The 23572-nt window shown below is 73.0% G+C and carries 20 protein-coding genes and 1 tRNA gene; 13 read left to right on the top strand and 8 right to left on the bottom strand.

What is annotated here, in order from left to right:
- The first annotated feature begins 3 nt into the window (after positions 1–3).
- The 3 genes from paaC to paaE are packed head-to-tail and all read left to right on the top strand — an operon-like array spanning position 4 to position 2514.
- The gene (gene paaC, locus NV263_RS15560) at positions 4–894 is read left to right on the top strand and encodes a 1,2-phenylacetyl-CoA epoxidase subunit PaaC (RefSeq protein ID WP_263246989.1); all 891 of its coding nucleotides are present in this window, start codon (positions 4–6) and stop codon (positions 892–894) included.
- On the top strand, positions 888–1406 hold the full coding sequence (gene paaD / locus NV263_RS15555; protein ID WP_263246988.1) for a 1,2-phenylacetyl-CoA epoxidase subunit PaaD: 519 nt from the start codon (positions 888–890) through the stop codon (positions 1404–1406). Before paaC ends, paaD begins: the two co-directional genes overlap by 7 nt.
- 1 nt (position 1407) lies before the next feature.
- The gene (gene paaE / locus NV263_RS15550) at positions 1408–2514 is read left to right on the top strand and encodes a 1,2-phenylacetyl-CoA epoxidase subunit PaaE (protein WP_263246987.1); all 1107 of its coding nucleotides are present in this window, start codon (positions 1408–1410) and stop codon (positions 2512–2514) included.
- A 130-nt stretch (positions 2515–2644) separates the two neighbouring features.
- Here paaE and ligD read toward each other — a convergent pair whose 3' ends face one another.
- The 4 genes from ligD to selA form a co-directional block, all read right to left on the bottom strand.
- Positions 2645–3553 (bottom strand): non-homologous end-joining DNA ligase, encoded by a 909-nt coding sequence (ligD, locus tag NV263_RS15545; RefSeq protein WP_263246986.1) that lies wholly within the window; start codon positions 3551–3553, stop codon positions 2645–2647.
- A 6-nt stretch (positions 3554–3559) separates the two neighbouring features.
- A complete protein-coding gene (ku, locus tag NV263_RS15540) occupies positions 3560–4522 on the bottom strand; it encodes a non-homologous end joining protein Ku (RefSeq protein WP_263246985.1) in 963 nt (320 codons plus the stop codon).
- A gap of 66 nt (positions 4523–4588) precedes the next feature.
- The gene (gene selB, locus NV263_RS15535; RefSeq protein ID WP_263246984.1) at positions 4589–6382 is read right to left on the bottom strand and encodes a selenocysteine-specific translation elongation factor; all 1794 of its coding nucleotides are present in this window, start codon (positions 6380–6382) and stop codon (positions 4589–4591) included.
- On the bottom strand, positions 6382–7671 hold the full coding sequence (gene selA / locus NV263_RS15530; RefSeq protein WP_263246983.1) for an L-seryl-tRNA(Sec) selenium transferase: 1290 nt from the start codon (positions 7669–7671) through the stop codon (positions 6382–6384). Before selA ends, selB begins: the two co-directional genes overlap by 1 nt.
- A gap of 91 nt (positions 7672–7762) precedes the next feature.
- Here selA and NV263_RS15525 point away from each other — a divergent pair, with 91 nt between their 5' ends.
- Genes NV263_RS15525 through NV263_RS15515 form a run of 3 tightly spaced genes read left to right on the top strand, consistent with a single transcriptional unit; the run spans position 7763 to position 11453 of the window.
- Positions 7763–9517 carry an SDR family oxidoreductase gene (locus NV263_RS15525; protein WP_263246982.1) on the top strand — a complete coding sequence of 585 codons (1755 nt, stop codon included), beginning with the start codon at positions 7763–7765 and terminating at the stop codon, positions 9515–9517.
- Between the two features lie 16 nt (positions 9518–9533).
- Entirely contained in the window at positions 9534–10415 is an 882-nt protein-coding gene (locus NV263_RS15520; RefSeq protein ID WP_263246981.1) for a metal-dependent hydrolase, read from the top strand.
- A 54-nt stretch (positions 10416–10469) separates the two neighbouring features.
- Complete coding sequence (locus NV263_RS15515; protein ID WP_263254211.1) at positions 10470–11453, top strand: PDR/VanB family oxidoreductase; 984 nt, start codon at positions 10470–10472, stop codon at positions 11451–11453.
- A 110-nt stretch (positions 11454–11563) separates the two neighbouring features.
- Here NV263_RS15515 and NV263_RS15510 read toward each other — a convergent pair whose 3' ends face one another.
- Together NV263_RS15510 and NV263_RS15505 are read right to left on the bottom strand one after the other, a co-directional pair.
- Positions 11564–12346 (bottom strand): exonuclease domain-containing protein, encoded by a 783-nt coding sequence (locus tag NV263_RS15510; RefSeq protein ID WP_263246980.1) that lies wholly within the window; start codon positions 12344–12346, stop codon positions 11564–11566.
- A gap of 87 nt (positions 12347–12433) precedes the next feature.
- Positions 12434–12526: transfer RNA gene (locus NV263_RS15505), tRNA-Sec, on the bottom strand.
- Positions 12527–12583: 57 nt separating this feature from the next.
- Here NV263_RS15505 and selD point away from each other — a divergent pair.
- On the top strand, positions 12584–13576 hold the full coding sequence (gene selD, locus NV263_RS15500) for a selenide, water dikinase SelD (RefSeq protein ID WP_263246979.1): 993 nt from the start codon (positions 12584–12586) through the stop codon (positions 13574–13576).
- Here selD and NV263_RS15495 read toward each other — a convergent pair whose 3' ends face one another.
- Positions 13577–14011 carry a MarR family winged helix-turn-helix transcriptional regulator gene (locus NV263_RS15495; RefSeq protein ID WP_263246978.1) on the bottom strand — a complete coding sequence of 145 codons (435 nt, stop codon included), beginning with the start codon at positions 14009–14011 and terminating at the stop codon, positions 13577–13579. It lies immediately after the preceding gene.
- A gap of 56 nt (positions 14012–14067) precedes the next feature.
- Entirely contained in the window at positions 14068–14718 is a 651-nt protein-coding gene (locus NV263_RS15490) for a TetR/AcrR family transcriptional regulator (protein ID WP_263246977.1), read from the bottom strand.
- Positions 14719–14839: 121 nt separating this feature from the next.
- Here NV263_RS15490 and NV263_RS15485 point away from each other — a divergent pair, with 121 nt between their 5' ends.
- The 6 genes from NV263_RS15485 (at position 14840) to NV263_RS15460 (ending at position 23568) form a co-directional block, all read left to right on the top strand.
- Positions 14840–16420 (top strand): MFS transporter, encoded by a 1581-nt coding sequence (locus tag NV263_RS15485; protein WP_263254210.1) that lies wholly within the window; start codon positions 14840–14842, stop codon positions 16418–16420.
- A gap of 123 nt (positions 16421–16543) precedes the next feature.
- Positions 16544–19816, top strand: coding sequence for a formate dehydrogenase (gene fdh, locus NV263_RS15480; RefSeq protein WP_263246976.1), 3273 nt, complete (start codon positions 16544–16546; stop codon positions 19814–19816).
- A gap of 4 nt (positions 19817–19820) precedes the next feature.
- Positions 19821–20690: a 4Fe-4S dicluster domain-containing protein gene (locus NV263_RS15475; protein WP_263246975.1), complete on the top strand. Its 870-nt coding sequence runs from the start codon at positions 19821–19823 to the stop codon at positions 20688–20690.
- On the top strand, positions 20687–21598 hold the full coding sequence (nrfD, locus tag NV263_RS15470; RefSeq protein ID WP_263246974.1) for an NrfD/PsrC family molybdoenzyme membrane anchor subunit: 912 nt from the start codon (positions 20687–20689) through the stop codon (positions 21596–21598). Before NV263_RS15475 ends, nrfD begins: the two co-directional genes overlap by 4 nt.
- 602 nt (positions 21599–22200) lie before the next feature.
- On the top strand, positions 22201–22824 hold the full coding sequence (locus NV263_RS15465) for a LysM peptidoglycan-binding domain-containing protein (RefSeq protein ID WP_263246973.1): 624 nt from the start codon (positions 22201–22203) through the stop codon (positions 22822–22824).
- A gap of 510 nt (positions 22825–23334) precedes the next feature.
- The gene (locus NV263_RS15460) at positions 23335–23568 is read left to right on the top strand and encodes a hypothetical protein (RefSeq protein ID WP_263246972.1); all 234 of its coding nucleotides are present in this window, start codon (positions 23335–23337) and stop codon (positions 23566–23568) included.
- The last annotated feature ends 4 nt before the right edge of the window (positions 23569–23572 follow it).

Below are 23572 nucleotides of genomic sequence, written 5' to 3'. Positions count from 1 at the left end.
TCCATGTCGTTCGACAACGCCTACGAGGCGCTGACCGCAGCAGAACCCGACGGCGAGTCCCGCTGGGCCTTCGGCACCGGCTTCGACGACCCGCTGTCCGGTGTGGACACCACGCTGCCGGACGGCGTCGACGGAGCCGACCTCGCCCGGTACTGCCTGATGCTCGGTGACGACGCGCTGATCACCTCGCACCGGCTGACCGAGTGGGTCACGTGCGCTCCGGAACTGGAGGACGAGCTGGCGCTGGCCAACATCGCCCTCGACCTGCTCGGCCAGGCCCGGCTGCTGCTGACCCGCGCGGGCCAGGCCGATGGCACCGGCCGCGGCGAGGACGAGTTCGCCTACTTCCGCGACGAGCGGGAGTTCCGCAACGTGCGGCTGGCCGAAGTCCCGCACGGGGACTTCGGCGAGACCGTGGCCCGGCTGCTGGTGCTGTCGACGTGGCGGTTGGCGCTGTTCGGACCGCTGGCCGAGTCGCGGGACCCGGTGCTGGCCGCGATCGCCGCCAAGGGCCGCAAGGAGCTGGCCTACCACCGCGAGTACGCGGCCGACTGGATCGTCCGCCTCGGCGACGGCACCGAGGAGTCGCACGCCCGCGTGCAGCACGGGTTCGACGCGGTGTGGCCGCTGGTCGGGGAGTTGTTCACCCCGCACGAGACCGAACGCCGGATGGCCGAGGCCGGGGTCGGCGTGGACCCCGCCGGGCTGCGCCCGGAGTTCGACGCGGTGCTGGACCAGGTGTGCGCGGCGGCGACCCTCCAGGTGCCCGATCTGCCCGCGCTGCCCGGCGTCAACGACCGGGCGGGACGCGACGGCGTGCACACCGAACACCTCGGCTACCTGCTCGCCGAGATGCAGAGCCTGGCCCGTGCGCACCCGGAGGCGACATGGTGACGAGCACGAAGCCGGACCTGCGGCGCGCCCGCGAGGTGGCCGAGTCGGTGACCGACCCGGAGCTGCCGGTGCTGACGCTGGCGGACCTGGGCGTGTTGCGCGAGGTCGAACTCACCGGTACCGGTTCGGTGGTCGTGTCGATCACGCCCACCTACTCCGGGTGCCCGGCGATGCGCGAGATGCGGGCCGATCTGCAGAACCGGCTGCACGAAGCGGGGTTCGCCGACGTCGAGGTGCGCACCGTGCTCGACCCGCCGTGGACCACCGACTGGATCACCGCGGAGGGGCGGCGCAAGCTCGCCGAGTACGGCGTCGCCCCGCCAGGCCCGGCCCCTCGGCACGACGCGGGTCCGGTGCCGTTGCGGCTGGCGCCGCCGGGCGAGCAGGTCCGCTGCCCGCAGTGCGGATCACCGGACACCGAGCAGGTGTCCCGGTTCGGCGCGACCGCGTGCAAGGCGCTGCGCCGCTGCCACTCGTGCCACGAACCCTTCGAGCACATCAAGGAGATCTGACGTGACCGGAACGCTGCCCGCCGAAGCGCCCCGCGCGACGCCGCAGCGGCGGCGCACCTCCTTCCACCCGCTGCGGGTCAGCAGCGTGGAGCGGTTGTGCGACGACGCGGTGGCGGTCGGCTTCGACGTGCCGCCGGAGCTCGCCGAGGAGTTCGCCTTCCGGCCGGGGCAGTCGCTGACCCTGCGCCGTCGGGTCGACGACCGCGAGGAGCGCCGGTCGTACTCGATCTGCGCGCCCCGCGGGGCATCGCCGCGCATCGGCGTGCGCCACGTTCCCGGTGGGCTGTTCTCCACGTGGCTGGTGCACGAGGTGCGGCCGGGGGACGAGATCGAGGTGCAGCCACCGACCGGGAGGTTCTCCCCGGACCTGGCGGTGGACGAGCGGCACGTGTGCGTGGCCGCCGGTTCCGGGATCACGCCGGTGCTGTCGATCGCGAGCTCGGTGCTGCGCGAGACGGACGCGACGGTCACGTTGCTCTACGGCAACCGGCGCAGCGACACGGTGATGTTCGCCGACGAGCTCGCCGACCTGAAGGACCGCTATCCGGCGCGGCTGGAGTTGGTCCACGTGCTGTCCCGGGAGCCTCGCGAGTCGGACCTGTTCACCGGTCGGCTGGACGGGGCCAAACTGCGCGAGCTGCTGTCCACTGTGGTCGATCCCGCCGCGGTGGACCAGTGGTGGCTGTGCGGGCCGTACGGGATGGTGCGCGCGGCCCAGGACGTGCTCGGGGATCGCGGTGTGTCGTCCGAACGCGTCCACCAGGAGCTGTTTTACGTCGACGACGTCCCGCCCGAACCGGTGCGCCACGAGGAGCCGGTTCCGACCGGACCGACCAGCGAGGTGACGGTCGTGCTCGACGGGCGTTCCACGTCGATGGCGCTGCCCCGGGACGTTCCGGTGCTCGATGCGGCGCAGCGGGTCCGGCCGGACCTGCCGTTCGCCTGCAAGGGCGGGGTGTGCGGCACCTGCCGCGCCAGGGTGACCTGCGGCGAGGTCCGGATGCGCCGCAACTTCGCCCTGGAGGACTCCGAGGTCGCCGACGGTTTCGTCCTCACCTGCCAGTCCCTGCCGGTGACCGACACCGTCACGGTCGACTACGACACCTGACAGCGCGGTCCCGGGATGACCGCTGGGCCAGCTCGCCGAAAGGCGACCGAACCGAGCCGCATCCTGCCGTTCCCGACGACGAGGGCCGCGCCTCGGGAGCCGCTGGGGCTCGGCCACGCGGACGGGGTGGTCAGAGTTCCGCCGGGTCCTGGTGCAGGTCGGCGAACAGGTCGGATCCGCCGTCGAGCCGGTGCAGCACGTCGGTGCTGGTGAAGACCAGGTCCTCGGGGTCGGTGCAGGAACGGATCTCGTGCCAGGTGACCGGGGTGGAAACGGTCGGCCGGGACCGGGCGCGCAACGAGTACGGGGCGACGGTGGTCTTGGCCGTGTTGTTCTGGCTCCAGTCGATGAACACCTTGCCGCTGCGGGCGGCCTTGGACATCGTGGCCACCACCGCGTCCGGGTGAGCCGCCTCCAGGTGGCGGGCGATCTCCTTGGCGTAGGCCGAGGTGCGGTCGGTGGCGCTGGTGCGCACCGGGCAGTACAGCTGCAAACCCTTGGAACCGCTGGTCTTGGGTAGTGGTCGCAGACCGTCGGAGGCCAGCACCTTGCGCAGCCGCTCGGCGACGCGGCAGCACTCCACGATCGTCGCCGGCGCACCGGGATCCAGGTCGAACACCAGCAGGTCGGGCGTGTTGCGCCCGCCGTCGTCCCGCACGGTCCACTGCGGCACGTGCAGTTCCAGGGCGGCGAGGTTGGCCGTCCACATCAGGGTCGGCAGGTCGCCGATGAGCACGTGGTGGTTCAGCGCGCGGCCGGTGCCGTCCGCACCGGACACCAGCGCGGCCGTGGGCACCCAGTCCGGTGCGTGCCGCGAGACGTTCTTCTCGAAGAACGAGCCCCCGTCCACGCCGTCCGGGAACCGGATCAGCGTCGCGGCGCGGCCCCGCAGGTGCGGGAGCATCGCGGGCGCGACCTGGTGGTAGTAGGCGATGACGTCGCGCTTGGTGAACCCGACCTCCGGGTACAGCACCTTGTCCAAATTGGACAACGTGAGACGCCGTCCCTGGACGTCGACGGTGAGCTGCCCGGTGGCCATCGCGGATCAGGACGCCTTGCGGGCGCGGCGACGGCCACCGGAGGACGCCTCGGCGACGGCGTCCTCCAGCTCGGCGCGCTTCATCTTCGACCGGCCGCGGATGCCGAGCTGTTTGGCGCGGTCCTCCAGCTCGGCCTTGCTCAGCTCGGACAGGTCCTCGCTCCGCGCGCTGGTCTTCTTGCCGGCGCGGCCCTGCCGGGCCTGGTCGACGCTGCGGCGCAACGCCTCGGTGAGGTCGATCACGTCGGTGGGCTGCGGCGGCGCCTCGGCGGCCTCGGGTGCGCGGCCCTGCGCCTTCTCCTCGACCAGCTTCTCCACCCGCGCGGTGTAGGTGTCCTGGTACTCCTCGGGGGTCCACTCGCCGCTCATCGACTCGATGATCGTGGTGGCCATCTGCAGTTCCTTGTCGCTGGGCGCGGCGGAGGATCCCGCCTCGCCGAGGATCTCGCCGGGGTCGCGGATCTCGTCGGCGAAGAACAGCGTGTTCAGCGCCAGCGCGGAGTCCTCGGCGCGCACCGCGGTCAGGTACTGCTTGCCGCGCAGCACGAAGGTGGCGATGCCGACCTGGTTGGTCTCGTGCATGGCGCGGCGCAGCAGGTTGTACGGCCGGAAGTGCTCCTTGCTGTTGGGCGCCAGCCAGTAGGTCTTCTGGAAGAACACCGGGTCGATCTCGTCCAGGTCGACGAACGTGGTGATGTCGATGGTGCGGGAGCGGCCCGGCGCGATCTCGTCGAGTTCGGACTGGTCGACGGTGATCACCATGCCGTCGATCTCGCGTCCCTTGACGATGTCGTTGTAGCCGACCTCCTCGCCGGTGCGTTCGTTGACGCGCTTGTACCGGATGCGGTCGGTGGTGCCGCGTTCGTACTGGTGGAACTGGATCGTGTGGTCCTCGGTCGCGGCGTAGAGCCCGACCGGGATGGTCACCAGGCCGAAGTTGATCGAGCCGGTCCAGATCTTGCGCGGCATGGCTCCTCCCTCCGCCCGGCGTCCGGCACGTCCACCATGCGCCCGCCCGACGCGTGATCGCAGGGCTCACCGCCGCAACGTCGAGTTGTCAACAGGAGTGCCCGACCGGTGCGCTGCGGAAACAACTCGATGGGTGCCGTCGGGCAGGCGACGGGTGAGGCCGTTGCGGGCGAGCCGTTCGAGCAGCGGGACCGCGACGCGGCGGGAGGTGTCCAGGGCTTGCCGGGCCTGGCTGAGCGTGAACGGGGCGGGGAGCCGGGCGAGCCGGTCCAGCGCCGCGCGGTCGGCGTCGGGCAGCAGGACCAGGCCGGGTGCCAGGCGCAGCAGGGTTCCGGTGCGCGCGGCGGCGGCCAGTTCGGCGTCGCCGACGCCCAGCGCGGCCAGGTCCTCGGCGGTCGGGGCCCGGAAGGGGTGTTCGGCGAGCGCGTCGCGGATCGCCCGCACCGCGCGGTCGACCCGTTCGGGTAGGGCTCGCGCCCCGGTGTGCAGACGGCCGTCGCGCAGCGTGACACCCGCGGCGTCGGCGACCGCGGCCAGCAGCGTCCGGTCGGGGAGGTCGAGGGCCCGGCGCGCGGCTTCGGCGGGCATGCCGTCGTCCAAGGGGTGGTCGCGGGCGTGTTCGGCGAGCAGCCGGGTCAGGTGCGCGGCGAGCCGGTCGCGGTGGGCGTCGTCCAGCAGCCACGGCCCGGGATGCGGGGGAGCGGCGCCCATGGCGCGCAGTTCATCGGCGCGGACCACGCGGCGTCGCCGCAGCTCGGCAGCCCAGTCGGGGCGACCGTCCAGGGCTGCCAGTTCGGCTGCCCGAGCGCGGGCCGAGCCCCGGCGGGTCAGCGCCGGTGGGCGGACGTCGAGCACGACGAGCCCGGCGCAGATCCGGTGCCCGCCCGGATCCCGCAGCAGTGCCCGGTCTCCGATGCGCAGCGCGAGGGGCAGCCGCAGCGCCAGCCGCGCGGTGTCCTCGCCCAGCGGCCGGACCCGCGCGGCGACGGCGGCGGCTCCGACGTGCAGGACCGGTTGGCGGGGCAGGTCCCGCGCGGCCGCGCCGCGCAGGCGGACGTCCGCGGTGTCGGTGCTCAACCAGCGTCCCGGGGTCAGCAGGGCGTCACCGCGCCCGATGTCGCGGTGGTCGACGCCGCGCAGGTTCACCGCCACCCGGGCCACCGCCGGGACCTGGCGGCACGCGGTGCCCAACGCCTGGAGACCGCGCACGGTGGCCTCCCGGCCGCCGGGGTGCAGCGCCAGGCGCTGGCCGACGCGCAGCGTGCCGGCCGACAGCGTCCCGGTGACCACCGTTCCCGCGCCGCGGATGGTGAACGAGCGGTCGATCCACAGCCGCACGTCGGCGTCGCGGTCGGCGGTCGGCAGCCGGTGGGCCAGCTCGTCCAGCGCGGTGCGCAGGTCGCCGAGCCCCTGCCCGGTGGTGCCGCTGACGTGGACCTCGGGAATCCCGGCCAGCGAGGTGCCGCGCAGCGCCTCCCGGGCGAGTTGCCCGGCAGGGGTGGGGTCGGCGAGGTCGCTGCGGGTCACCGCGAGCACGCCGTGCCGCACGCCGAGGGCGTCGAGCGCGTCGAGGTGCTCGGTGGACTGCGGCATCCAGCCCTCGTCGGCGGCCACCACGAACAGCGCGGCGGGAACCGGCCCGATCCCGGCGAGCATGTTCGGCACGAACCGCTCGTGCCCGGGCACGTCGACGAACGCCAGCGTGCAGCCGTCGGGCATCCGGGTCCAGGCGAAACCGAGGTCGATGGTCAGGCCGCGGCGGCGTTCCTCGGCCCAGCGGTCCGGTTCCGTTCCGGTCAGCGCCCGCACCAGCGTGGACTTGCCGTGGTCCACGTGGCCCGCGGTGGCGATGACGTGCATCAGGCCACCGCCAGCACGGCTCGGCGCAGCACGTCGTCGTCCTCGGGTGGGAGGGCGGCCAGGTCCAGCAGGCAGCGTCCGCGTTCCACGCGGGCCAGCACCGCGGGGGTGCCGGTGCGCAACGGCTTGGCGTAGTGCTCGGGCAGCGCGACGGCGGCGCTGGGCAGTTCGACGCCGGGGGCGCCGCCGCCTCCGACCGTCGCCGACGACGCCTGCGGATCGGCCGGGATCCCGGCGGCGGCCAGCGCGTCGGCGAGCGCTTCGGCCCGGTGGCGCAAGTGCTCGCGGTCGCGGCGCAGCGCGCGTTCGGTCGGCGTCGCGGGCCCGCGCAGGGTCGCCTCCAGGGCGGCGAGCGTGAGCTTGTCGACGCGCAGGGCGCGGGCGAGCGGGTCGCGGCGCAACCGCCGCACCAGGTCGCAGCGCCCCAGCAGCAGCCCGGCCTGCGGTCCCCCGAGGAGTTTGTCGCCGCTGGCGATGACCAGGTCGGCGCCGTCGGCGAGGGTGCTGGAGGCGTCCGGTTCGGCGGGCAGCACGGGATGCGGGTGCAGCAGACCGGAGCCGATGTCGGCCACCACCGGCACGCCGATCCCGCGCAGCGCCGACACCGGCACCGAGGAGGTGAACCCCTCGATCACGAAGTTCGACGGGTGCACCTTGAGGACGAAGCCGGTGTCCGGGCCGACCGCGTCGCGGTAGTCGTCGAGCCGCACGCGGTTGGTCGTGCCGACCTCGCGCAGCCGGGCGCCGGTGGAGGTCAGCAGGTCGGGGATGCGGAAGCCGTCGCCGATCTCGACCATCTCGCCGCGCGCCAGCACGATCTCGCCTCCCCGGGCGAGCGCGGTGGCCGCGAGCACCAACGCCGCGGCGCCGTTGTTGACCACGTGCGCGGCCTCGGCGCGCGGGACCGCGTCGAGCAGTGCCCGCAGCGTCGCCGCGCCGCGCGGGCCGCGCCGACCGGTGTGCAGGTCGAGCTCGACGTCGGTGGTCCCCGCGGCCTCGTGCAACGCCTGCACCGCGCTGTCCGAGAGGGCGGCGCGTCCGAGGTTGGTGTGCAGCAGCACGCCGGTCGCGTTGAGCACGCGCCGCGCGCTCGACGCCGAAGCGGGCAGCGCGGCCAGTGTCTCGGCGACGACGTCGTCGGGTTCGACCAGTCCGGCGCGGGCTCGTCGCTGGGCCTGGTGGATCGCCTGTTTCACCAGGTCGCGGCCGAGTCGGCTGACGGCGGCGGCGACGTCCGGCGCGTCCAGCACGCGATCGGTGCCGGGCACTCGGCGCCGCGGATCCGCCATGGCCCGCACTATAGGCGCGTGGTGCGGCAGCAGCCGGAATGCACGCGCGACTGTGACAATGATTATTGACAAAGTCAGTAGGCTGCGGAGCATGACTCGGTCACCGCTCGACGCGGAACAGAGGTACGTCGACACCGGCGACGACCTGCGGCTCGCCGTGCGGGAGCACGGTGATCCGGCCGCGCCGACGGTGCTGGCGGTGCACGGGTACCCGGACGACCACACCGTGTGGGACGGCGTGGTCGAGGCGCTCGCCGGCCGCTTCCACCTGGTCACCTACGACGTGCGCGGTGCCGGGGATTCCGACCGTCCGCGGCGGCGGGCGCGGTACCGCCTCGACCAGCTTGCCGACGACCTGGAACGGGTCGCGGACGCGGTCAGCCCGGGCCGTGCGGTGCACCTGCTCGCCCACGACTGGGGCTCCATCCAGGCGTGGCACGCCGTGATCGATCCCCGGCGCAGCGCCCGCTTCGCGTCGTTCACCTCGATCTCGGGGCCGTGCCTGGACCACGCGGGGGCGTGGATGCGCGCGAAGTGGCGCCGCCCGACGCCGCGCGCCCTGCGCCAGGTGCTGACCCAGCTGCTGTTCTCCGGTTACATCGGCTTCTTCCAGCTGCCGGTGCTGCCCGAGCTGTGCTGGTACACCGGTCTGCTGCCGAGACTGATCGGTGCGGTGGAGCGGTTCGACGCGCGCGCCGCGGCGAAGCCGACGCGCCCGCGGCGCTCGGACGGGGTGCGGGGATTGGCGCTGTACCGGGCGAACATGATGACCCGGCTCGGTCGCCCGCGTCCCCGCGGAACCGACATCCCGGTGCAGGTGATCGCTCCCGCGGGCGACCCGTTCGTGTCCACGCCGTTGCAGACCCAGATCGGCAGCTGGGTCGCCAACCTGCGCGTCCGGCGCGTGCCGGGCGGGCACTGGCTGCCCCGCACCCGACCCGAGGTGGTCGCCCGGTGCACCGCCGAGCTGGTCGAGCACGTCGAGACCGGCACCGAGCCGCGTTCGCTGAGCCGCACCCGGGTGCGCCCCGGCCGACGGCCGTACCAGGACCAGCTGGTGGTGGTCACCGGCGCGGGCAGCGGGATCGGGCGGGCGACCGCGCTGGCCTTCGCCGGGCTCGGTGCGCACGTGGTGGCCGCCGACGTCGACGAGGCCGCCGCCGAGGACACCGCCGAGATGGTCCGGCGCACCGGGGCGGGAGCCGCGCCGTACCGCGTGGACGTCGCCGACGCGGCGGCGATGGGCGGTTTCGCCGAGGACGTCCGGGAGCGGTTCGGGGTGCCCGACGTCGTGGTCAACAACGCCGGGGTCGGGCTCGCCGGGTCCTTCGTGGACACCGGACTCGCCGACTGGGAACGGCTCATCGACGTGAACCTGTGGGGCGTGATCCACGGCTGCCGCCTGTTCGCCCGGCAGATGATCGACCGCGGTGAGGGCGGGCGGATCGTCAACGTCGCCTCGGCAGCCGCCTACCTGCCCTCCCGCGTCCTGCCCGCCTACAGCACCACCAAGTCCGCGGTGCTCACGCTCAGCGAGTGCCTGCGCGCCGAACTGGCCGCCGAGGGCATCCGGGTCACCGCGGTCTGCCCGGGCCTGGTCGACACCCCGATCACCTCGACGACCCGGTTCGTCGGGGTCGACGCCCGGCGGCAGGACCAGTTGCGCGCCGCGGCCGCGCGGCTGTACCGGCGCCGCCACTTCACCCCGGAACGGGCCGCGCAGGAGATCCTCGGCGCGCTCGCCCGCGACGCGGCGATCGCGCCGATCACCGCGGAGGCCCGCGCCGGGCTCGTGTTGTCCCGCCTGACGCCCGGCCTGCTGCGCGCGGCCGCGCGGCTGCGCTGAACGAGGAGGTACCGCGATGACCGTTCACGACCCGGGCGAGCCGGATCGGGTGGCGCTGCGGGCCCGCGACGTGGAGTTCGACTGGTCGAGCCTGCCGATGCACTGGATCTCCGGCGAGCCCTTCGCCACCCACGTGGTCAACTTCCTGCACCTGGTGCTGCCCGAGGGCGAGCGGTGGTTCGTCGAGGTGTTCAAGCAGGCGCTGCCGCTGATCCGGGACGACCGGTTGCTGGAGGACGTCCGCGGGTTCGTCGGTCAGGAGGCGATGCACGCCGAGTCCCACCAGGGCGTGCTCGACCACTTCGACGCGCACGGCCTGGACACCCGCCCGTTCGTCGCCCAGGTCGCGTGGATGTTCCGCAAGACGCTCGGCGACCGGCCCCACGGCGGCCGGCGGGCCGAGGCGTGGCTGGTGGAGCGCCTGGCGCTGATCGCCGCCATCGAGCACTTCACCGCGTTCCTCGGCCAGTGGGTGCTGGACGCCCGCGAACTCGACGCGGCGGGGGCGGACCCGACGATGCTGGACCTGCTGCGCTGGCACGGTGCCGAGGAGGTCGAGCACCGCTCGGTCGCCTTCGACCTGTACACGCACGTCGACGGCGGGTACGCGCGGCGCTGCCGGACGATGGTCGTCGCCATCGCGGTCCTGGCGATCCTGTGGGTGCGCGGGGTGCGGTTCCTCATGGCGGCCGATCCGGTGCTGCGCGGACGTCGCAAGCCTCGTTGGCGCGACCTGCTGCGCACCGGCCGGCTGGGGCTCACCCCGAGCTACTGGCAGATGCTGCGGGCGATCCCGGCCTACTTCCGCCGCTCCTACCACCCGTCCCAGCACGGCTCCACGAGCCAGGCGGTCTCCTACCTGGCCACCTCGCCCGCCGCGCAGGCCGCCGAGCACTGAGCCGTGACCGAACCCGCCCGCTTCTTCCGGGTCCTGGACGTGCTCAGCCGCGGGATGGAGTGGCTGCACCGCAACAGCAGGCGCCACCGCCCGCCGATCCCGCACGTGTCCCGGGACATCCCGCTCGTCGTCGCGGACGTCCGCGCCGAGGCCGACGACGTCGTCAGCCTGCGGCTGGTCGCACCGGACGGCGCGCCGCTGCCCGCCTGGCACCCCGGCGCCCACCTGGACGTGCTGCTGCCGTCCGGGCGGCTGCGCCAGTACTCGCTGTGCGGCGACCCCGGTGACCACCGCAGCTACCGCATCGCGGTGCGCCGCATCGCCGACGGCGGGGGCGGGTCGCGGGAGATCCACGACGAGATCCGGACCGGCGGCCGGATCACCGCCCGGGGCCCGCGCAACGCCTTCCCGTTCGTCACCGCGCCGCGCTACCTGTTCGTCGCGGGCGGCATCGGCATCACGCCGATCCTGCCGATGGCGCGGCTGGCCGCCGCCCGCGGGGCGGACTGGCGATTGGTCCACACCGGACGGACACCGGAATCGCTGCCGTTCTCCGACGAGCTGCGCGCACTGGACCCGGACCGGGTGTGGATCCGCCCGGACACCGAGTACGGCATCCCGGCCTCCGGCGCCGACCTGCTGGAGCAGGCGCCGGAGGATGCGGTGGTGTACTGCTGCGGACCGATCCCGATGATCACCGCGGTCCGGCTGGCGATGCCCGGTGCGCGCGCGTCCGCGCTGCACTGGGAACGCTTCTCCGCGCCGCCCGTGGTCGACGGCCGCCCGTTCACCGTGGAACTGGCCCGCACCGGCCGCGTCCTGCGGGTGCCCGCGGACCGCTCCACGCTGGAGGTGATCGCCGACCAGGTGCCCGGCACGGCGTACTCGTGCAGGCAGGGCTTCTGCGGCACGTGCCGGGTCCGGGTGCTGTCCGGGCAGGTCGACCACCGCGACCGGGTCCTCACCGACGCCGAACGCGGCGAGCACATGACGATCTGCGTCTCCCGCGCGTCCGGGCACCTGGTCGTCGACCTCTGAGAGCCCGCCTCCGAACTCGTGGTGCGCGGCGGCGCCGGCCCACCGAAGCCGGAGCGGCTCACGCCCTTCGACGACCAGGTTCGAAGGCAGGCGCCGAGGTCGCGGCGCGACTAGGCGCCCACGGCGGTTTCGGGAAGCGGTTCGGTCCGCAGCGGCCAGTGGTCGGCCTCCATGCGGACCCCCGCCGCCCGGCGGGCCAGCTCGGCCGCCTCGGCGGGGTCGGCCGCCCGGCGCCCCTGGCGTTCCAGGTAGTCGGCGAAGCCGAGCGTCCGAGTGCGGTGCCACTCGATCTGGCGGGTGTGCAGCACGTCGAGCGGGACCTGGCCGACCTCGGCCGGGTAGTCCCTGGCCAGCCGCCAGGCCACCCGGGCTGCGGCCAACGCGTCGCCGGTGGAGGTGTGCGCGCCGTCGTGGCGCACCCGGTGGTGCTCGCACAGCGCGCCGAGCGTCCGCTTGCCCTTGCGGTAGCGGTCCACGTGCCGGTCGATGCACAGCGGGTCCACCACGGGCCCGCCGAGTTCGAGGTCGCGCCCGTGGTGCCGGCGCAGCTCCGCGTGCAGCATGGACAGGTCGAAGACCGCGTTGAACACGCACAGCGGGGTGTCGGGGGACCACTCCTCGGCCAGCGCGGCGGCGACCTCGGCCACCACGTCGGCGGCCGGGCGTCCGTGCTGCCGGGCGTGTTCGGTGCTGATGCCGTGGATCTCGGTGCTCTCGGCGGGGATCTCCACCCCGGGGTCGGCCAGCCACGTCCTGGTGATCGGTTCGCGACCGGGCCGGATCGACACGACCGTGGCGGTGACCACGCGGTCGACGGCGGTGTCGGTTCCGGTCGTTTCCAGGTCGAAGGCCAGCAGTGAGCCGTCGGCCCACGTCGCCGCTGAGTTGATCATGCGCCAGACGGTATCCCCGCGCCCGGCGCGCGCGGTGCGGCCATCCCGGTGAAAGGGGCCGCCCGGTGGTCCCGGGCGGCCCGGCGGCGGAGGCGGACGGGAATCGAACCCGCCTGGCCGAGGTGCTCGGCCACGTCGGTTTTGAAGACCGCGGGGGCCACCAGGCACCCTGACGCCTCCACCGCCGAGCGTAGGTGCCGCGCTGCCGGGCGCGCGCCCGGTGGCTAGCGTCGGGTCATGACCGAGACCGCGACGTACCGGCTGACGCAGTACGCGCACGGCGGCGGGTGCGCCTGCAAGATCCCGCCTGGCGAGCTGGAGGCGATGGTCGCCGGACTGGTCGGCGACGGATCCCCGGAACTGCTGGTGGGGCTGGACGCCGGGGACGATGCGGCGGCCGTGCGGATCTCCGGCGGTACGGCGGTGATCAGCACCGCCGACTTCTTCACCCCGGTCGTCGACGACCCCTTCGACTGGGGGCGGATCGCGGCCGCCAACGCGCTGTCCGACGTGTACGCGATGGGTGGTCGGCCCGTGGTGGCGGTGAACCTGCTGTGCTGGCCGCGCGAGGTGCTGCCGACCGAGCTGGTGCGCGAGGCGCTGCGCGGCGGGGCCGAGATCGGCCGCCGGGCCGGATGTCCGGTGGCGGGCGGGCACAGCGTGGATGACCCGGAACCGAAGTACGGCATGGCCGTCACCGGCGTCGCCGCCCCGGACGACCTGCTGCGCAACGACGCCGGGCGCGCCGGTCTGCCGCTGTCGCTGACCAAACCGCTGGGCATCGGGGTGCTCAACGCCCGGCACAAGGCCACCGGCGAGGTCTTCGAGCAGGCTGTCGCGGCGATGACCGAGCTCAACGACCGGGCGGCGGCCGCCGCGCTGGGCGCGGGCGCGCGCTGCGCGACCGACGTCACCGGGTTCGGACTGCTGGGCCACCTGCTGAAGCTGGTCCGCGCCAGCGGCGTCTCCGCCGTGCTCGACGCCGCTGCGGTGTCCTACCTGGACGGTGCGCGGGAGGCGGTGCGCGACGGCTACGTCAGCGGCGGCACCAGGCGGAACCTGGCGTGGGTGCGGCCGCACTGCGACATGTCCGGGATCGACGAGCCGGAGGCGCTGCTGCTGGCCGACGCGCAGACCTCCGGCGGATTGCTGGTCGCCGGCGAGGTGCCCGGTGCACCGGTGGTCGGCGAGCTGGTGCCGCGCGGTGAGCACCTGGTCGTCGTGCGCTGATCAGCGCTTCTCCAGCGACTCGACCAGCTTCCGCAGCGCGGGTAGCGCGTCGACGACGGCACGGCGGTCGTCCGGGCCGAGGTCGTCGAGGGCCTCCTGCATGGTGGCGTCGCTGGCCGCGTCGTAGCGGCGCAGGAGTTGCAGGGCGTGGTCGGTGGCGGCGAGTTCGGTGCTGCGCAGGTCCCGTTCGGACACCCGGCGCAGCACGAGGCCGTTTCCGGTCATGGTGCGCACCAGGTTGCTGACGGTGGACGGGGCCAGCCGCAGCCGGTCGGCGACCTCGCGGGTGCCCAGCGGCTGTTGGGCTTGCAGGACGCGCAGCAACTGGATCTGCGCCTCCGGCAGGTCCGGCAGATCGGCGGCTTCCCGGGTGCGGCGCAGCAGCGCTCGGCGCAGCGGGCCGAGCAATCTGCCCAGTTCGGCGGCGACGTGCATGATCCGAGTCTGCCCGAGCAAGAGGATTTGCGGCAAAACTGCTTCGCCGGTCGCGATCAGCCGACCGGGCCGACGAGGTCGGCGGCCTCGCCCATCGCCTCGGCGGTGCCGGTCAGCACCTCGGCGAGCACCGAGCGCAGCGGCGTGCCGTCGGTGCGCACCAGCCAGGCGTGCACCGCCGCGCCGAAGCAGCTCATCAGCGCCATCGACCACGCGCCCGCACGCGGGTCCCCAGCGGTCGTGCCGAGGCGTTCGGCGACCAGCGCGGTGACGTCCTGCACCCACCGCTGGCGCAGCAGGTGGAACTCGTAGTCCCCGGTGGCGCCCAGGCTGTCCAGCAGCCGCGCGCGCAGCAGGTGCTGGTCGCGGTCGGCCTCCATCCGCTCGGCGGCGTCGAGCATCGCCGCGGCCAGCGAGCGCATCGGGTGCTCGTCGGCGGGACGGGTGGCCAGCACCTCGCGCATCCGCGCCGTCTCGTGCGCGGGGTCGCCGAACAGCAGCGCGTCCTTGCTGGGGAAGTGGCGGAAGAAGGTGCGCGGCGCGATGTCGGCGGCCTCGGCGATCTGCTCCACCGTGGTGGCCTCGAAGCCCCGCTCGGCGAACAGTCGCAGCGCGGCCTCCTCGATGGCCGCGCGGGTGCGCAGCGTCCGCCGGTGCCGCCGGTCGCGGGGCTGCTGGAGGGTGGTGTCTGCCGGAACCGCCGTCATGCCTGTCAGATTCACCGCCGCCGCGCCGCAGGTCAAGGGTGGTCAGCGTCACGAGTGACAAATGGCAGGGCTGCCATAACCTGGGGGGCAGGAGTGCGAGCGAGGAGGGAATTTGTCCGAAGTGGACTCGGTGACGCGCGCGCCGCTGACGGCCGGGGAGCGGCAGGCGCTGGCCGAGGGCATCGACCTGCCCGTCTACCGGCGGCGGTGGACGACGCTGCTGGTGCTGTGCCTGGCGCTGTCGGCGACCATGCTGGCCAACACGTCGCTGGGCGTGGCGCTGCCGTACCTGTCGCGGGACCTCGGGGCGTCGATGGCCGCCCAGCAGTGGTTCAGCAACGCCTACGCGCTGGTGTTCGCCGGGCTGCTGTTCACCACCTCGGCGCTGGCCGACCGGTACGGCCGCAAGATGATGCTGCAGTCCGGCATGGTGCTGTTCGGCGCCGTGTCGCTGTACGTGTGGTTGTTCGTCGATTCCAGCGGCGAGCTGATCGTGGCGCGGGGGCTGCTGGGGCTCGGTGCGGCGATGATCATGCCCGTCACGCTGTCCATCCTGACCAGCGTGTTCCCCAGCACCGAACGCACCCGCGCGGTGAGCCTGTGGGCGGCCGTTTCCGGCGGCGGCACCGCGCTGGGGCCGGTCATCGCCGGGCTGCTGCTGGAGGTGTCCAGCTGGCACGCGGTGTTCGCGATCAACATCCCGGTCGTCGTGGTCGGCGTGCTGGCCGGGATCCGCTACGTGCCGTCCCACCAGGGCACGCGGGACGAGACGCTCGGCGGCATCGACCTGCCCGGCGCGGTGCTGTCCACCGCCGGGATCACGCTCGTGGTCTACGCGCTCATCGAGGCGCAGCGGGTCGGCTGGACCGCCCCGCGCACCCTGCTGATGGTGCTGGCCGGGCTGGTGCTGGTCGCGCTGTTCGTGCTGTGGGAGCGGCGTGCGGCCGACCCGATGCTGGACGTGTCGCTGTTCCGCAACAGCGGGTTCTCCGCGTCCGCGGTGGCGTTGACCCTGGTGTTCTTCGCGATGGTCGGCGTGTTCTTCTCGCTGAGCCAGACGCTGATCCTGGTCTACGGCTACTCGCCGCTGGGTTCGTCGGTGTCGATGCTGCCGATGTCGGTGGTCATGGTGTTCATCGCGCCGCAGGTGCCCAAGCTGGTGGAGCGCTTCGGCCCGCGCGCGGTCATCGCCTCCGGGATGGTGCTGGCCGCGGGCGGCATGGCGGTGCTGAGCACCCTGACCGCCGACTCCGGCTACTGGCACCTGCTCGGCGGACTGGCGCTGACCGCGCTGGGCATGTCGGTGGCCATGGCCCCGGCCACCGACCAGCTCATGGCCAACGTGCCGCGCGAGCGCGCCGGGATGGGATCGGCGACCAACGACGTGACCCGCGAGGTCGGTGCGTCGCTGGGCGTCGCGGTGCTCGGCAGCGTGCTGGGCGGCGGTTACGCGGCGAACCTCGCCGGCTCGGTCGCCGACCTGCCCGCCCAGGTCCAGGACGTCGCGAAGTCGTCGCTGGCCGGGGGGCTCCAGGTGGCCGCCTCGCTCGGGGAGGCCGGCCGCGGCCTGGTGCGGCCGGTGCTGGACGCGTGGATGGGCGGGCTGCACGTCGCCCACCTCGTCGGCTCCGGCCTGATCCTGGTGGCCGCGCTGATCGCGTGGATCTGGCTGCCGCGCGGCACGAAGCGCGACGCGGACTGACCCCGCTCCGACGACGGCCGCCCACCCCCTCCCGCGGTGGGCGGCCGTTGCCGTCTCCTGCGCTTGCACCCGTGCGGCACGGGGTTTCTCCTGGTAACCAGGCACGTGGTGGGGGGTGCGGCGATGGTCGAGTGGTCGCGCTGGCCGGTGGTGCGCCAGGTCACCGGGACCGACCCGTTGGGGCGGGGACCGGCGGTGCGGTCGCGCCGCACCGAGCAGGTGCGGGCGCGCACCGAGGACGCCGACGCCGTGGTGCGGTCGGTGTGCCCGTACTGCGCGGTCGGCTGCGGCCAGCGGGTCTACGTCCGCGACGGCGAGGTCACCCAGATCGAAGGCGACCCGGACTCGCCGATCAGCCGCGGTCGGTTGTGCCCGAAGGGATCGGCCAGCCGCGAGCTGGTGACCTCCCCGCTGCGGCGGACCAGGATCCGCTACCGGCGGCCGCACGCCACCGACTGGGAGGACCTGGACCTGGACACCGCGCTGGACATGATCGCCGACCGGGTGATCGCCACCCGGGACGCCACCTGGCAGGACACCGACGCCGACGGCAGGCCGCTGCGGCGCACGATGGGCATCGCGAGCCTCGGAGGAGCGACCCTCGACAACGAGGAGAACTACCTCATGAAGAAGCTCTACACCGCCCTCGGTGCCATCCAGGTGGAGAACCAGGCCCGCATTTGACACTCCTCCACGGTTCCCGGTCTGGGGACCTCCTTCGGGCGCGGCGGCGCCACGACCTTCCAGCAGGACCTCGCCAACGCGGACTGCATCGTCATCCAGGGGTCCAACATGGCCGAGGCGCACCCGGTCGGATTCCAGTGGGTGATGGAGGCCAAGAAGCGCGGCGCCACGATCATCCACGTCGACCCGCGCTTCACGCGGACCTCGGCACTGGCGCACCGGCACGTGCCGCTGCGCGCGGGCAGCGACATCGCGTTCCTCGGCGCGCTGATCAACCACGTGCTCACCCACGACGCCCACTTCCACGACTACGTGGTCAACTACACCAACGCGGCGATGATCGTCGGCGAGGACTTCCGCGACACCGAGGACCTGCACGGGGTGTTCTCCGGATTCGACGCCGAGGAGGGCACCTACGAGACCACGACCTGGCAGTACGAGGGCACCGAGGCCGTCCCGTCGGTCGGCTCGCACGGACCGGAGCAGACCCCGTCGACCGTGCACGGGCGGGAACGCGACACCAGCCGTCCCGAGCGCACCGGATCCGGCGGGGCCGTCTACCACGGCAGGCCGGAGACCGACCCGACGCTGCAGCACCCGCGCTGCGTGTTCCAGATCCTCAAGCGCCACTACGCGCGCTACACCCCGGAGTTCGTGGCGGAGGTCTGCGGGGTGCCGCGCGAGCAGTTCCTCGCCGTCGCCGACGCGATCGTGGCCAACTCGGGACCGGACCGCACCACCGCGTTCGCCTACGCCGTCGGCTGGACGCACCACACCGTCGGCGCCCAGTACATCCGCGCGGCGTCGATCCTGCAGCTGCTGCTGGGCAACATCGGCCGCCCCGGCGGGGGGATCCTGGCGCTGCGCGGGCACGCCAGCATCCAGGGCTCCACCGACATCCCGACGCTGTTCAACCTGCTGCCCGGCTACATCCCGATGCCGCACGCGCACGTCGACCACGACCTGGACACCTTCGTCGCGCAGGACGAACGCGCCTGCGGCTACTGGGCGAACATGCGCGCGTACCTGGTGAGCCTGCTCAAGTCGTGGTGGGGTGAGCACGCCACCGCCGAGAACGACTTCTGCTTCGACCGGCTGCCGAGGCTGACCGGTGACCACGGCACCTACCAGACCGTGATCGACCAGATCGAGGGCCGTTGCCGCGGCTACTTCGTGGTCGGCGAGAACCCGGCGGTGGGCACCCCCAACGCCCGCCAGCAGCGGATCGGGCTGGCCAACCTGGACTGGCTGGTGGTGCGCGACCTGAACATGGTGGAGACCGCCACGTTCTGGAAGGACGGCCCGGAGATCGAGACCGGCGAACTGTCCACATCGGACATAGGTACCGAGGTGTTCTTCCTGCCCGCCGCCGCGCACACCGAGAAGGACGGCACCTTCACCAACACGCAACGACTGCTGCAGTGGCACCACAAGGCGGTCGAGCCGCCCGGCGACGCGCGCAGCGACCTGTGGTTCTTCTACCACCTGGGCAGGCGGATCCGGGACAAGCTGCGCCGCGCCGAGCGGACCGAGGCGCAGCGCGAGCGCGACCGGGCCGTGCTCGACCTGACCTGGGACTACTCGACCGAGGGTGAGATCGACGAGCCCAGCGCCGAAGCGGTGCTGCGGGAGGTCAACGGCGTCGACTCCGACGGCGCGCCGCTGTCGTCCTATACCCAGCTCCGCGCCGACGGGTCGACGCGCTGCGGCTGCTGGATCTACTGCGGGGTGTACGCCGACGACGTCAACCAGTCGGCCCGGCGGCATCCCGGGCGCGAGCAGTCCTGGGTGGCGCCGGAGTGGGGCTGGGCGTGGCCGGCGAACCGCCGCATGCTGTACAACCGGGCTTCGGCCGACCCCGAGGGGCGGCCGTGGAGCGAGCGCAAGTCCTACGTGTGGTGGGACGAGCAGCGCGGCGAGTGGACCGGCCACGACGTGCCCGACTTCGACCGGAGGAAGCGCCCCGATTACGTGCCCGATCCCGACGCCACCGGACCGGAGGGCCTGGCCGGCACCGACCCGTTCGTGATGCAGAGCGACGGGCGCGGCTGGCTGTACGTGCCGGCCGGGATGGTCGACGGCCCGCTGCCGACGCACTACGAACCGCAGGAGTCCCCGGTGGACAACCGGTTGCACCCGGAGCACCAGCGCAACCCCGCGCGCCAGCTGCTGCCGCGTCCGGAGAACCGCTACCAGCCCAGCGGTTCCGAGCCGGGCAGCGAGGTCTTCCCGTACGTGTTCACCACGTTCCGGCTCACCGAGCACCACACGGCGGGCGGCATGAGCCGCTGGTTGCGGCACCTGTCCGAGCTGGCCCCGGCGATGTTCGTCGAGGTCTCGCCGGAACTGGCCGCCGAACGCGGACTGCGGCACCTGGACTGGGCGACCGTGGTCACCGCGCGCAGCGCGATCGAGGCCCGCGTGCTGGTGACCCACCGGATGCGCCCGCTGCGGGTGGGCGGTCGCACGCTGCACCAGGTCGGCGTGCCCTGGCACTGGGGTCCGAACGGGCTGACCCGCGGCGACGCGGGCAACGAGCTGGTCAACGTCGCCCTGGACCCGAACGTGCACATCATGGAGTCCAAGGCGGGCGCCTGCGACATCCGGCCGGGCCGGCGGCCGCGCGGCGCGGCGCTGCTGCGCCACGTCGCGGAGTACCGCAGGCGCGCGGGCATCACCGAGTGGACCGGGACCAACAGCGACAGGGGGTGACTCCGTGACGCGCAACCGGCTGAGCGGGCCGCTGGCCGACCCGGCGGGGGAGGCGGGCTACCCGTCGGACCACCCCGAACGCGTCGGTTTCTTCACCGACACCAGCGTGTGCATCGGGTGCAAGGCGTGCGAGGTCGCCTGCAAGGAGTGGAACCTGCTGCCCGAGGACGGGCTCGACCTCACCGGCATGTCCTACGACAACACCGGGGAGTTGGGCGCCACCACGTGGCGGCACGTCGCGTTCGTCGAACAGCGCGGGACCGCCGTGGACCTGGGGATGCCAGGCATGGGACCCGACGGCGACGAGCAGACCCGCTGGCTGATGTCCTCGGACGTCTGCAAGCACTGCACGCACGCCGCCTGCCTGGACGTCTGCCCGACCGGCGCGTTGTTCCGCACCGAGTACGGCACCGTCGTGGTGCAGGACGACGTGTGCAACGGCTGCGGTTACTGCGTGCCCGCCTGCCCGTACGGCGTGATCGACATCCGCCCGGACACCGGGGGCGCCGCCAAGTGCACGCTGTGCCAGGACCGCCTCGGCGCCGGGCTGATGCCCGCGTGCGCCACGGCCTGCCCCACCGAGTCCATCCAGTACGGACCGCTCGACGAACTCCGCCGCCGCGCCGAACAGCGCGTCGAGGAGCTGCACGAGCAGGGCGTCACCAGCGCCCGGCTGTACGGCCACGACCCCGGCGACGGCGTCGGCGGCGACGGCGCGTTCTTCCTGCTGCTGGACGACCCCGAGGTCTACGGACTGCCGCCCGACCCCGTGGTGACCACCCGCGACCTGCCGTCGATGTGGCGGCACGCGGCCGGAGCCGCGCTGGCCGCGGCCGCGCTCGTCGCCGGCTGCTTCATCGGGAGCGAGCGGTGAAGCGCGGTGAGCCTGCCGTGGTGCCCGAGGCCGAATTCCGGTCCTACTACGGCAGGCCGGTCGTCAAACCCCCGGTGTGGAAGGTGCCGGACGTGCCCGCCTACCTCTACCTGGGCGGGCTGGCCGGGGCGTCGTCGGTGATGGCCGTCGGCGCCGAACTCACCGGCCGCCCGCGGCTCGCCCGCGCCGGACGACTGGCCGCGGCTGCGGGGTCCTCGCTCAGCGTCGGCGCGCTGGTCCACGACCTCGGCAGGCCCGCGCGGTTCCTGCACATGCTGCGGGTGCTCAAGCCGACGTCGCCGTTGAGCGTCGGCTCGTGGATCCTCGCGCCGTTCTCAGCGTTGTCCGGGGCGGCCGCGGTCAGCGAACTCACCGGGGTGCTGCGCGGTCCCGGCCGGGCGAGCGCGGCGCTGGCGGGCGTGCTCGCCCCCGCCATGACGACCTACACCGCGGTGCTGCTGGCCGACACGGCGGTGCCGGGCTGGCACGAGGTGTACCGGGAGCTGCCGTTCGTGTTCGCCGGGAGCGCGGTGTCCAGCGCCGGAGCCCTGGGCGTGCTCGCCGCCGCCGGCGAGGATCTGCCGGCGCGGCGGATGGCGATCGCCGGAGCCGCCGTGGAAGTGGCCGCGAGCGGACTCATGCAGCGGCGCGCGGGAATGGTCGCGGAGGTCTACCGCCGCGGTCGCGCCGGTGCGGTGCTGCGCGCGGCCCGGGTGCTGACCGCGGTGGGCGCGGCGGCCGCGGCGCTGGCGGGGCGCGGCCCGGCCGCGCGGATCACCGCCGGGCTCTGCCTGTCGGCGGGAGCGGCCGCCACCCGGTACGGGATCTTCGAGGCGGGCCGCGCGTCGGTGCGCGATCCCCGCTACACCGTCGTCCCGCAACGCGACCGCCGGAACCGGCTTGAGTGAGCGGCCTGGCACGACCGGACCGCGCTCACGCCAGGCCCGTCGGTGTCCCGCACCGCCACCGGCGCCCGCCCGCTCCGTCAGCAGGGATCGTCCCTTCAGTGAGGAGTGAAATCACCAGCGACCGCCCGGTCGCGATAAGGCGCTGAATTCCGGCGAAACCGACCGCGAGGACATCCTCGCGGTCGGTTTCGCTCGCGTCGGGAAGCGATCCGGGAAAACTGATCGAATGCGCGCAAGAACGCTCGGTTACCACCCTCGTGAGTGAAAAAGTGGTTCACGTCTCACGGAGTGTGATCACCTTTCCGGGAAAGCCCGGAAAATGATCAAGATCTGAGCTGCGAATATGTCGAAATCGCGGCGATCTTCGTGACGTTTCTGTGACGATAGCCACCCGTCAACAATTTTGGTCTTGCGGTTATCGCTACGTAGCGTGTCGCCCCGTCGGCACCCCCGAGCCGACATCGACATGACCCGGAAGCCCGCATCGCCGAGCCCTGCCCCGCGGGCTTCCGACCCCCGACACGCGGTCCGGGGCAGGGGCGCGACGACCGACCACCGCGGTGGGCGGTCGGCCGCGCAGGCGTGGCTGGAGACGACACAACATGGGCAAGCACCGCAAGACCCTGGTCAACGGGCGCAACATCGCCCGCGTGGCGCTGACCGGCGCGGCCATCGCCGCACCGTTCGCACTGACCCTGCCGGCCAACGCGGCCTCCGAGTCCACCTGGGACGCCGTCGCCCAGTGCGAGAGCGGCGGCAACTGGCAGATCAACACCGGCAACGGTTTCTCGGGCGGCCTGCAGTTCACCCCGTCCACCTGGGCGGCCTACGGCGGCACCCAGTACTCCTCCAACCCCGCGAGCGCGACCCGCGAGCAGCAGATCGCCGTCGCGGAGCGCGTCCTGCAGTCCCAGGGGCCGGGCGCGTGGCCGGTGTGCTCGAAGAAGGCCGGGCTCACCGCCGGTGGATCGGCCGAGCACCAGGACGTCTCGGCGTCGACCCAGAAGTCGGCCCCGAAGAAGAAGTCCACCGCCAAGACCCAGCCTGCGCCGCGGGTGCACACCGAGCACAAGAGCGAGGGCGCCTACACCGTGCAGGCCGGCGACACGCTCAGCACCATCGCCGAGCGGATCGGCGTGAGCTGGGAGCAGCTGTTCCAGAAGAACGCCGACGTGGTCAAGGACGCGAACCTGATCTTCCCGGGTCAGCACCTGACCACCAAGTGACCCGCCCGGCCGGCGCGACCGGGTGATGCGCGAGGGATCCCGTCTGCCTCTCTCCGGCGGGATCCCTCGCTTTTTTCGTCCTCATTTCCTCCGGCGCAGGTCGCTGCGGACGTCCCAGATCGTCCAGCACAGCCCGCCGAGGGCAACGACCGCCATCACGAGCAGCACCACCGTCTGGGTCATGGCACAACCCCCTCGGCGAACCCGCGGAATGCGGTTCCGCATTCCGTGCGACATGAGAATAATTGTTCCGGCCGTCAACATTGCGGAGATGACGCCCGATGGGGGATGTGCCTGATTTCCGGCGGGGTTTCGCGAAGTCGGAATTCCAACCGGCGGGAGCCCGGATCCGATCGTGGTAGATTGCGCCCGCATCACGCCGACCCGGATGCGTCGAAAAGCCGCATTCGGCACCACCGAACCCTCGGCGTGCAGTGAACTCAAAAGCATGATCCGTCGGCATGTTGTGCCCGCGATCAGCGGAATGATCTCGGACGATGGGGTCCGAGCTTGATCGAATTCGTCGCTCGTCCCGCGCAGAAAGGGGGACCGCCCGTGCTCTCCGGCCACGCCGTGCCGGCCGTGCTCGTCCCGGCCGCGTTGACCGGCCCGCAGGGTTGGGTCGCGCCCGCCACCGTCCTGGCGGGCGCGGTGCTCTTGCTCGTCGCGCTGTTCCGCCGGACCCGGGCCACACTGGCGAAGAAGCGACGTTCGGCCCAACCGGGTACGGCCGAATGGTGGTGAGCCG

It is taken from the genome of Saccharopolyspora rosea (assembly GCF_025643595.1).
GTDB classification, from domain to species: Bacteria; Actinomycetota; Actinomycetes; order Mycobacteriales; family Pseudonocardiaceae; genus Saccharopolyspora; species Saccharopolyspora rosea.
This window is presented reverse-complemented; position numbering and strand designations above follow the sequence as displayed.

Coding starts and splice junctions, on each gene's coding strand:
- paaC (WP_263246989.1), top strand. CDS start 4: ATGTCGTTCGACAACGCCTACGAGGCGCTGACCGCAGCAGAACCCGAC.
- paaD (WP_263246988.1), top strand. CDS start 888: ATGGTGACGAGCACGAAGCCGGACCTGCGGCGCGCCCGCGAGGTGGCC.
- ligD (WP_263246986.1), bottom strand. CDS start 3,553: ATGGCCACCGGGCAGCTCACCGTCGACGTCCAGGGACGGCGTCTCACG.
- ku (WP_263246985.1), bottom strand. CDS start 4,522: ATGCCGCGCAAGATCTGGACCGGCTCGATCAACTTCGGCCTGGTGACC.
- selB (WP_263246984.1), bottom strand. CDS start 6,382: ATGCACGTCATCGCCACCGCGGGCCACGTGGACCACGGCAAGTCCACG.
- selA (WP_263246983.1), bottom strand. CDS start 7,671: ATGGCGGATCCGCGGCGCCGAGTGCCCGGCACCGATCGCGTGCTGGAC.
- NV263_RS15525 (WP_263246982.1), top strand. CDS start 7,763: ATGACTCGGTCACCGCTCGACGCGGAACAGAGGTACGTCGACACCGGC.
- NV263_RS15520 (WP_263246981.1), top strand. CDS start 9,534: ATGACCGTTCACGACCCGGGCGAGCCGGATCGGGTGGCGCTGCGGGCC.
- NV263_RS15515 (WP_263254211.1), top strand. CDS start 10,470: ATGGAGTGGCTGCACCGCAACAGCAGGCGCCACCGCCCGCCGATCCCG.
- NV263_RS15510 (WP_263246980.1), bottom strand. CDS start 12,346: ATGATCAACTCAGCGGCGACGTGGGCCGACGGCTCACTGCTGGCCTTC.
- selD (WP_263246979.1), top strand. CDS start 12,584: ATGACCGAGACCGCGACGTACCGGCTGACGCAGTACGCGCACGGCGGC.
- NV263_RS15495 (WP_263246978.1), bottom strand. CDS start 14,011: ATGCACGTCGCCGCCGAACTGGGCAGATTGCTCGGCCCGCTGCGCCGA.
- NV263_RS15490 (WP_263246977.1), bottom strand. CDS start 14,718: ATGACGGCGGTTCCGGCAGACACCACCCTCCAGCAGCCCCGCGACCGG.
- NV263_RS15465 (WP_263246973.1), top strand. CDS start 22,201: ATGGGCAAGCACCGCAAGACCCTGGTCAACGGGCGCAACATCGCCCGC.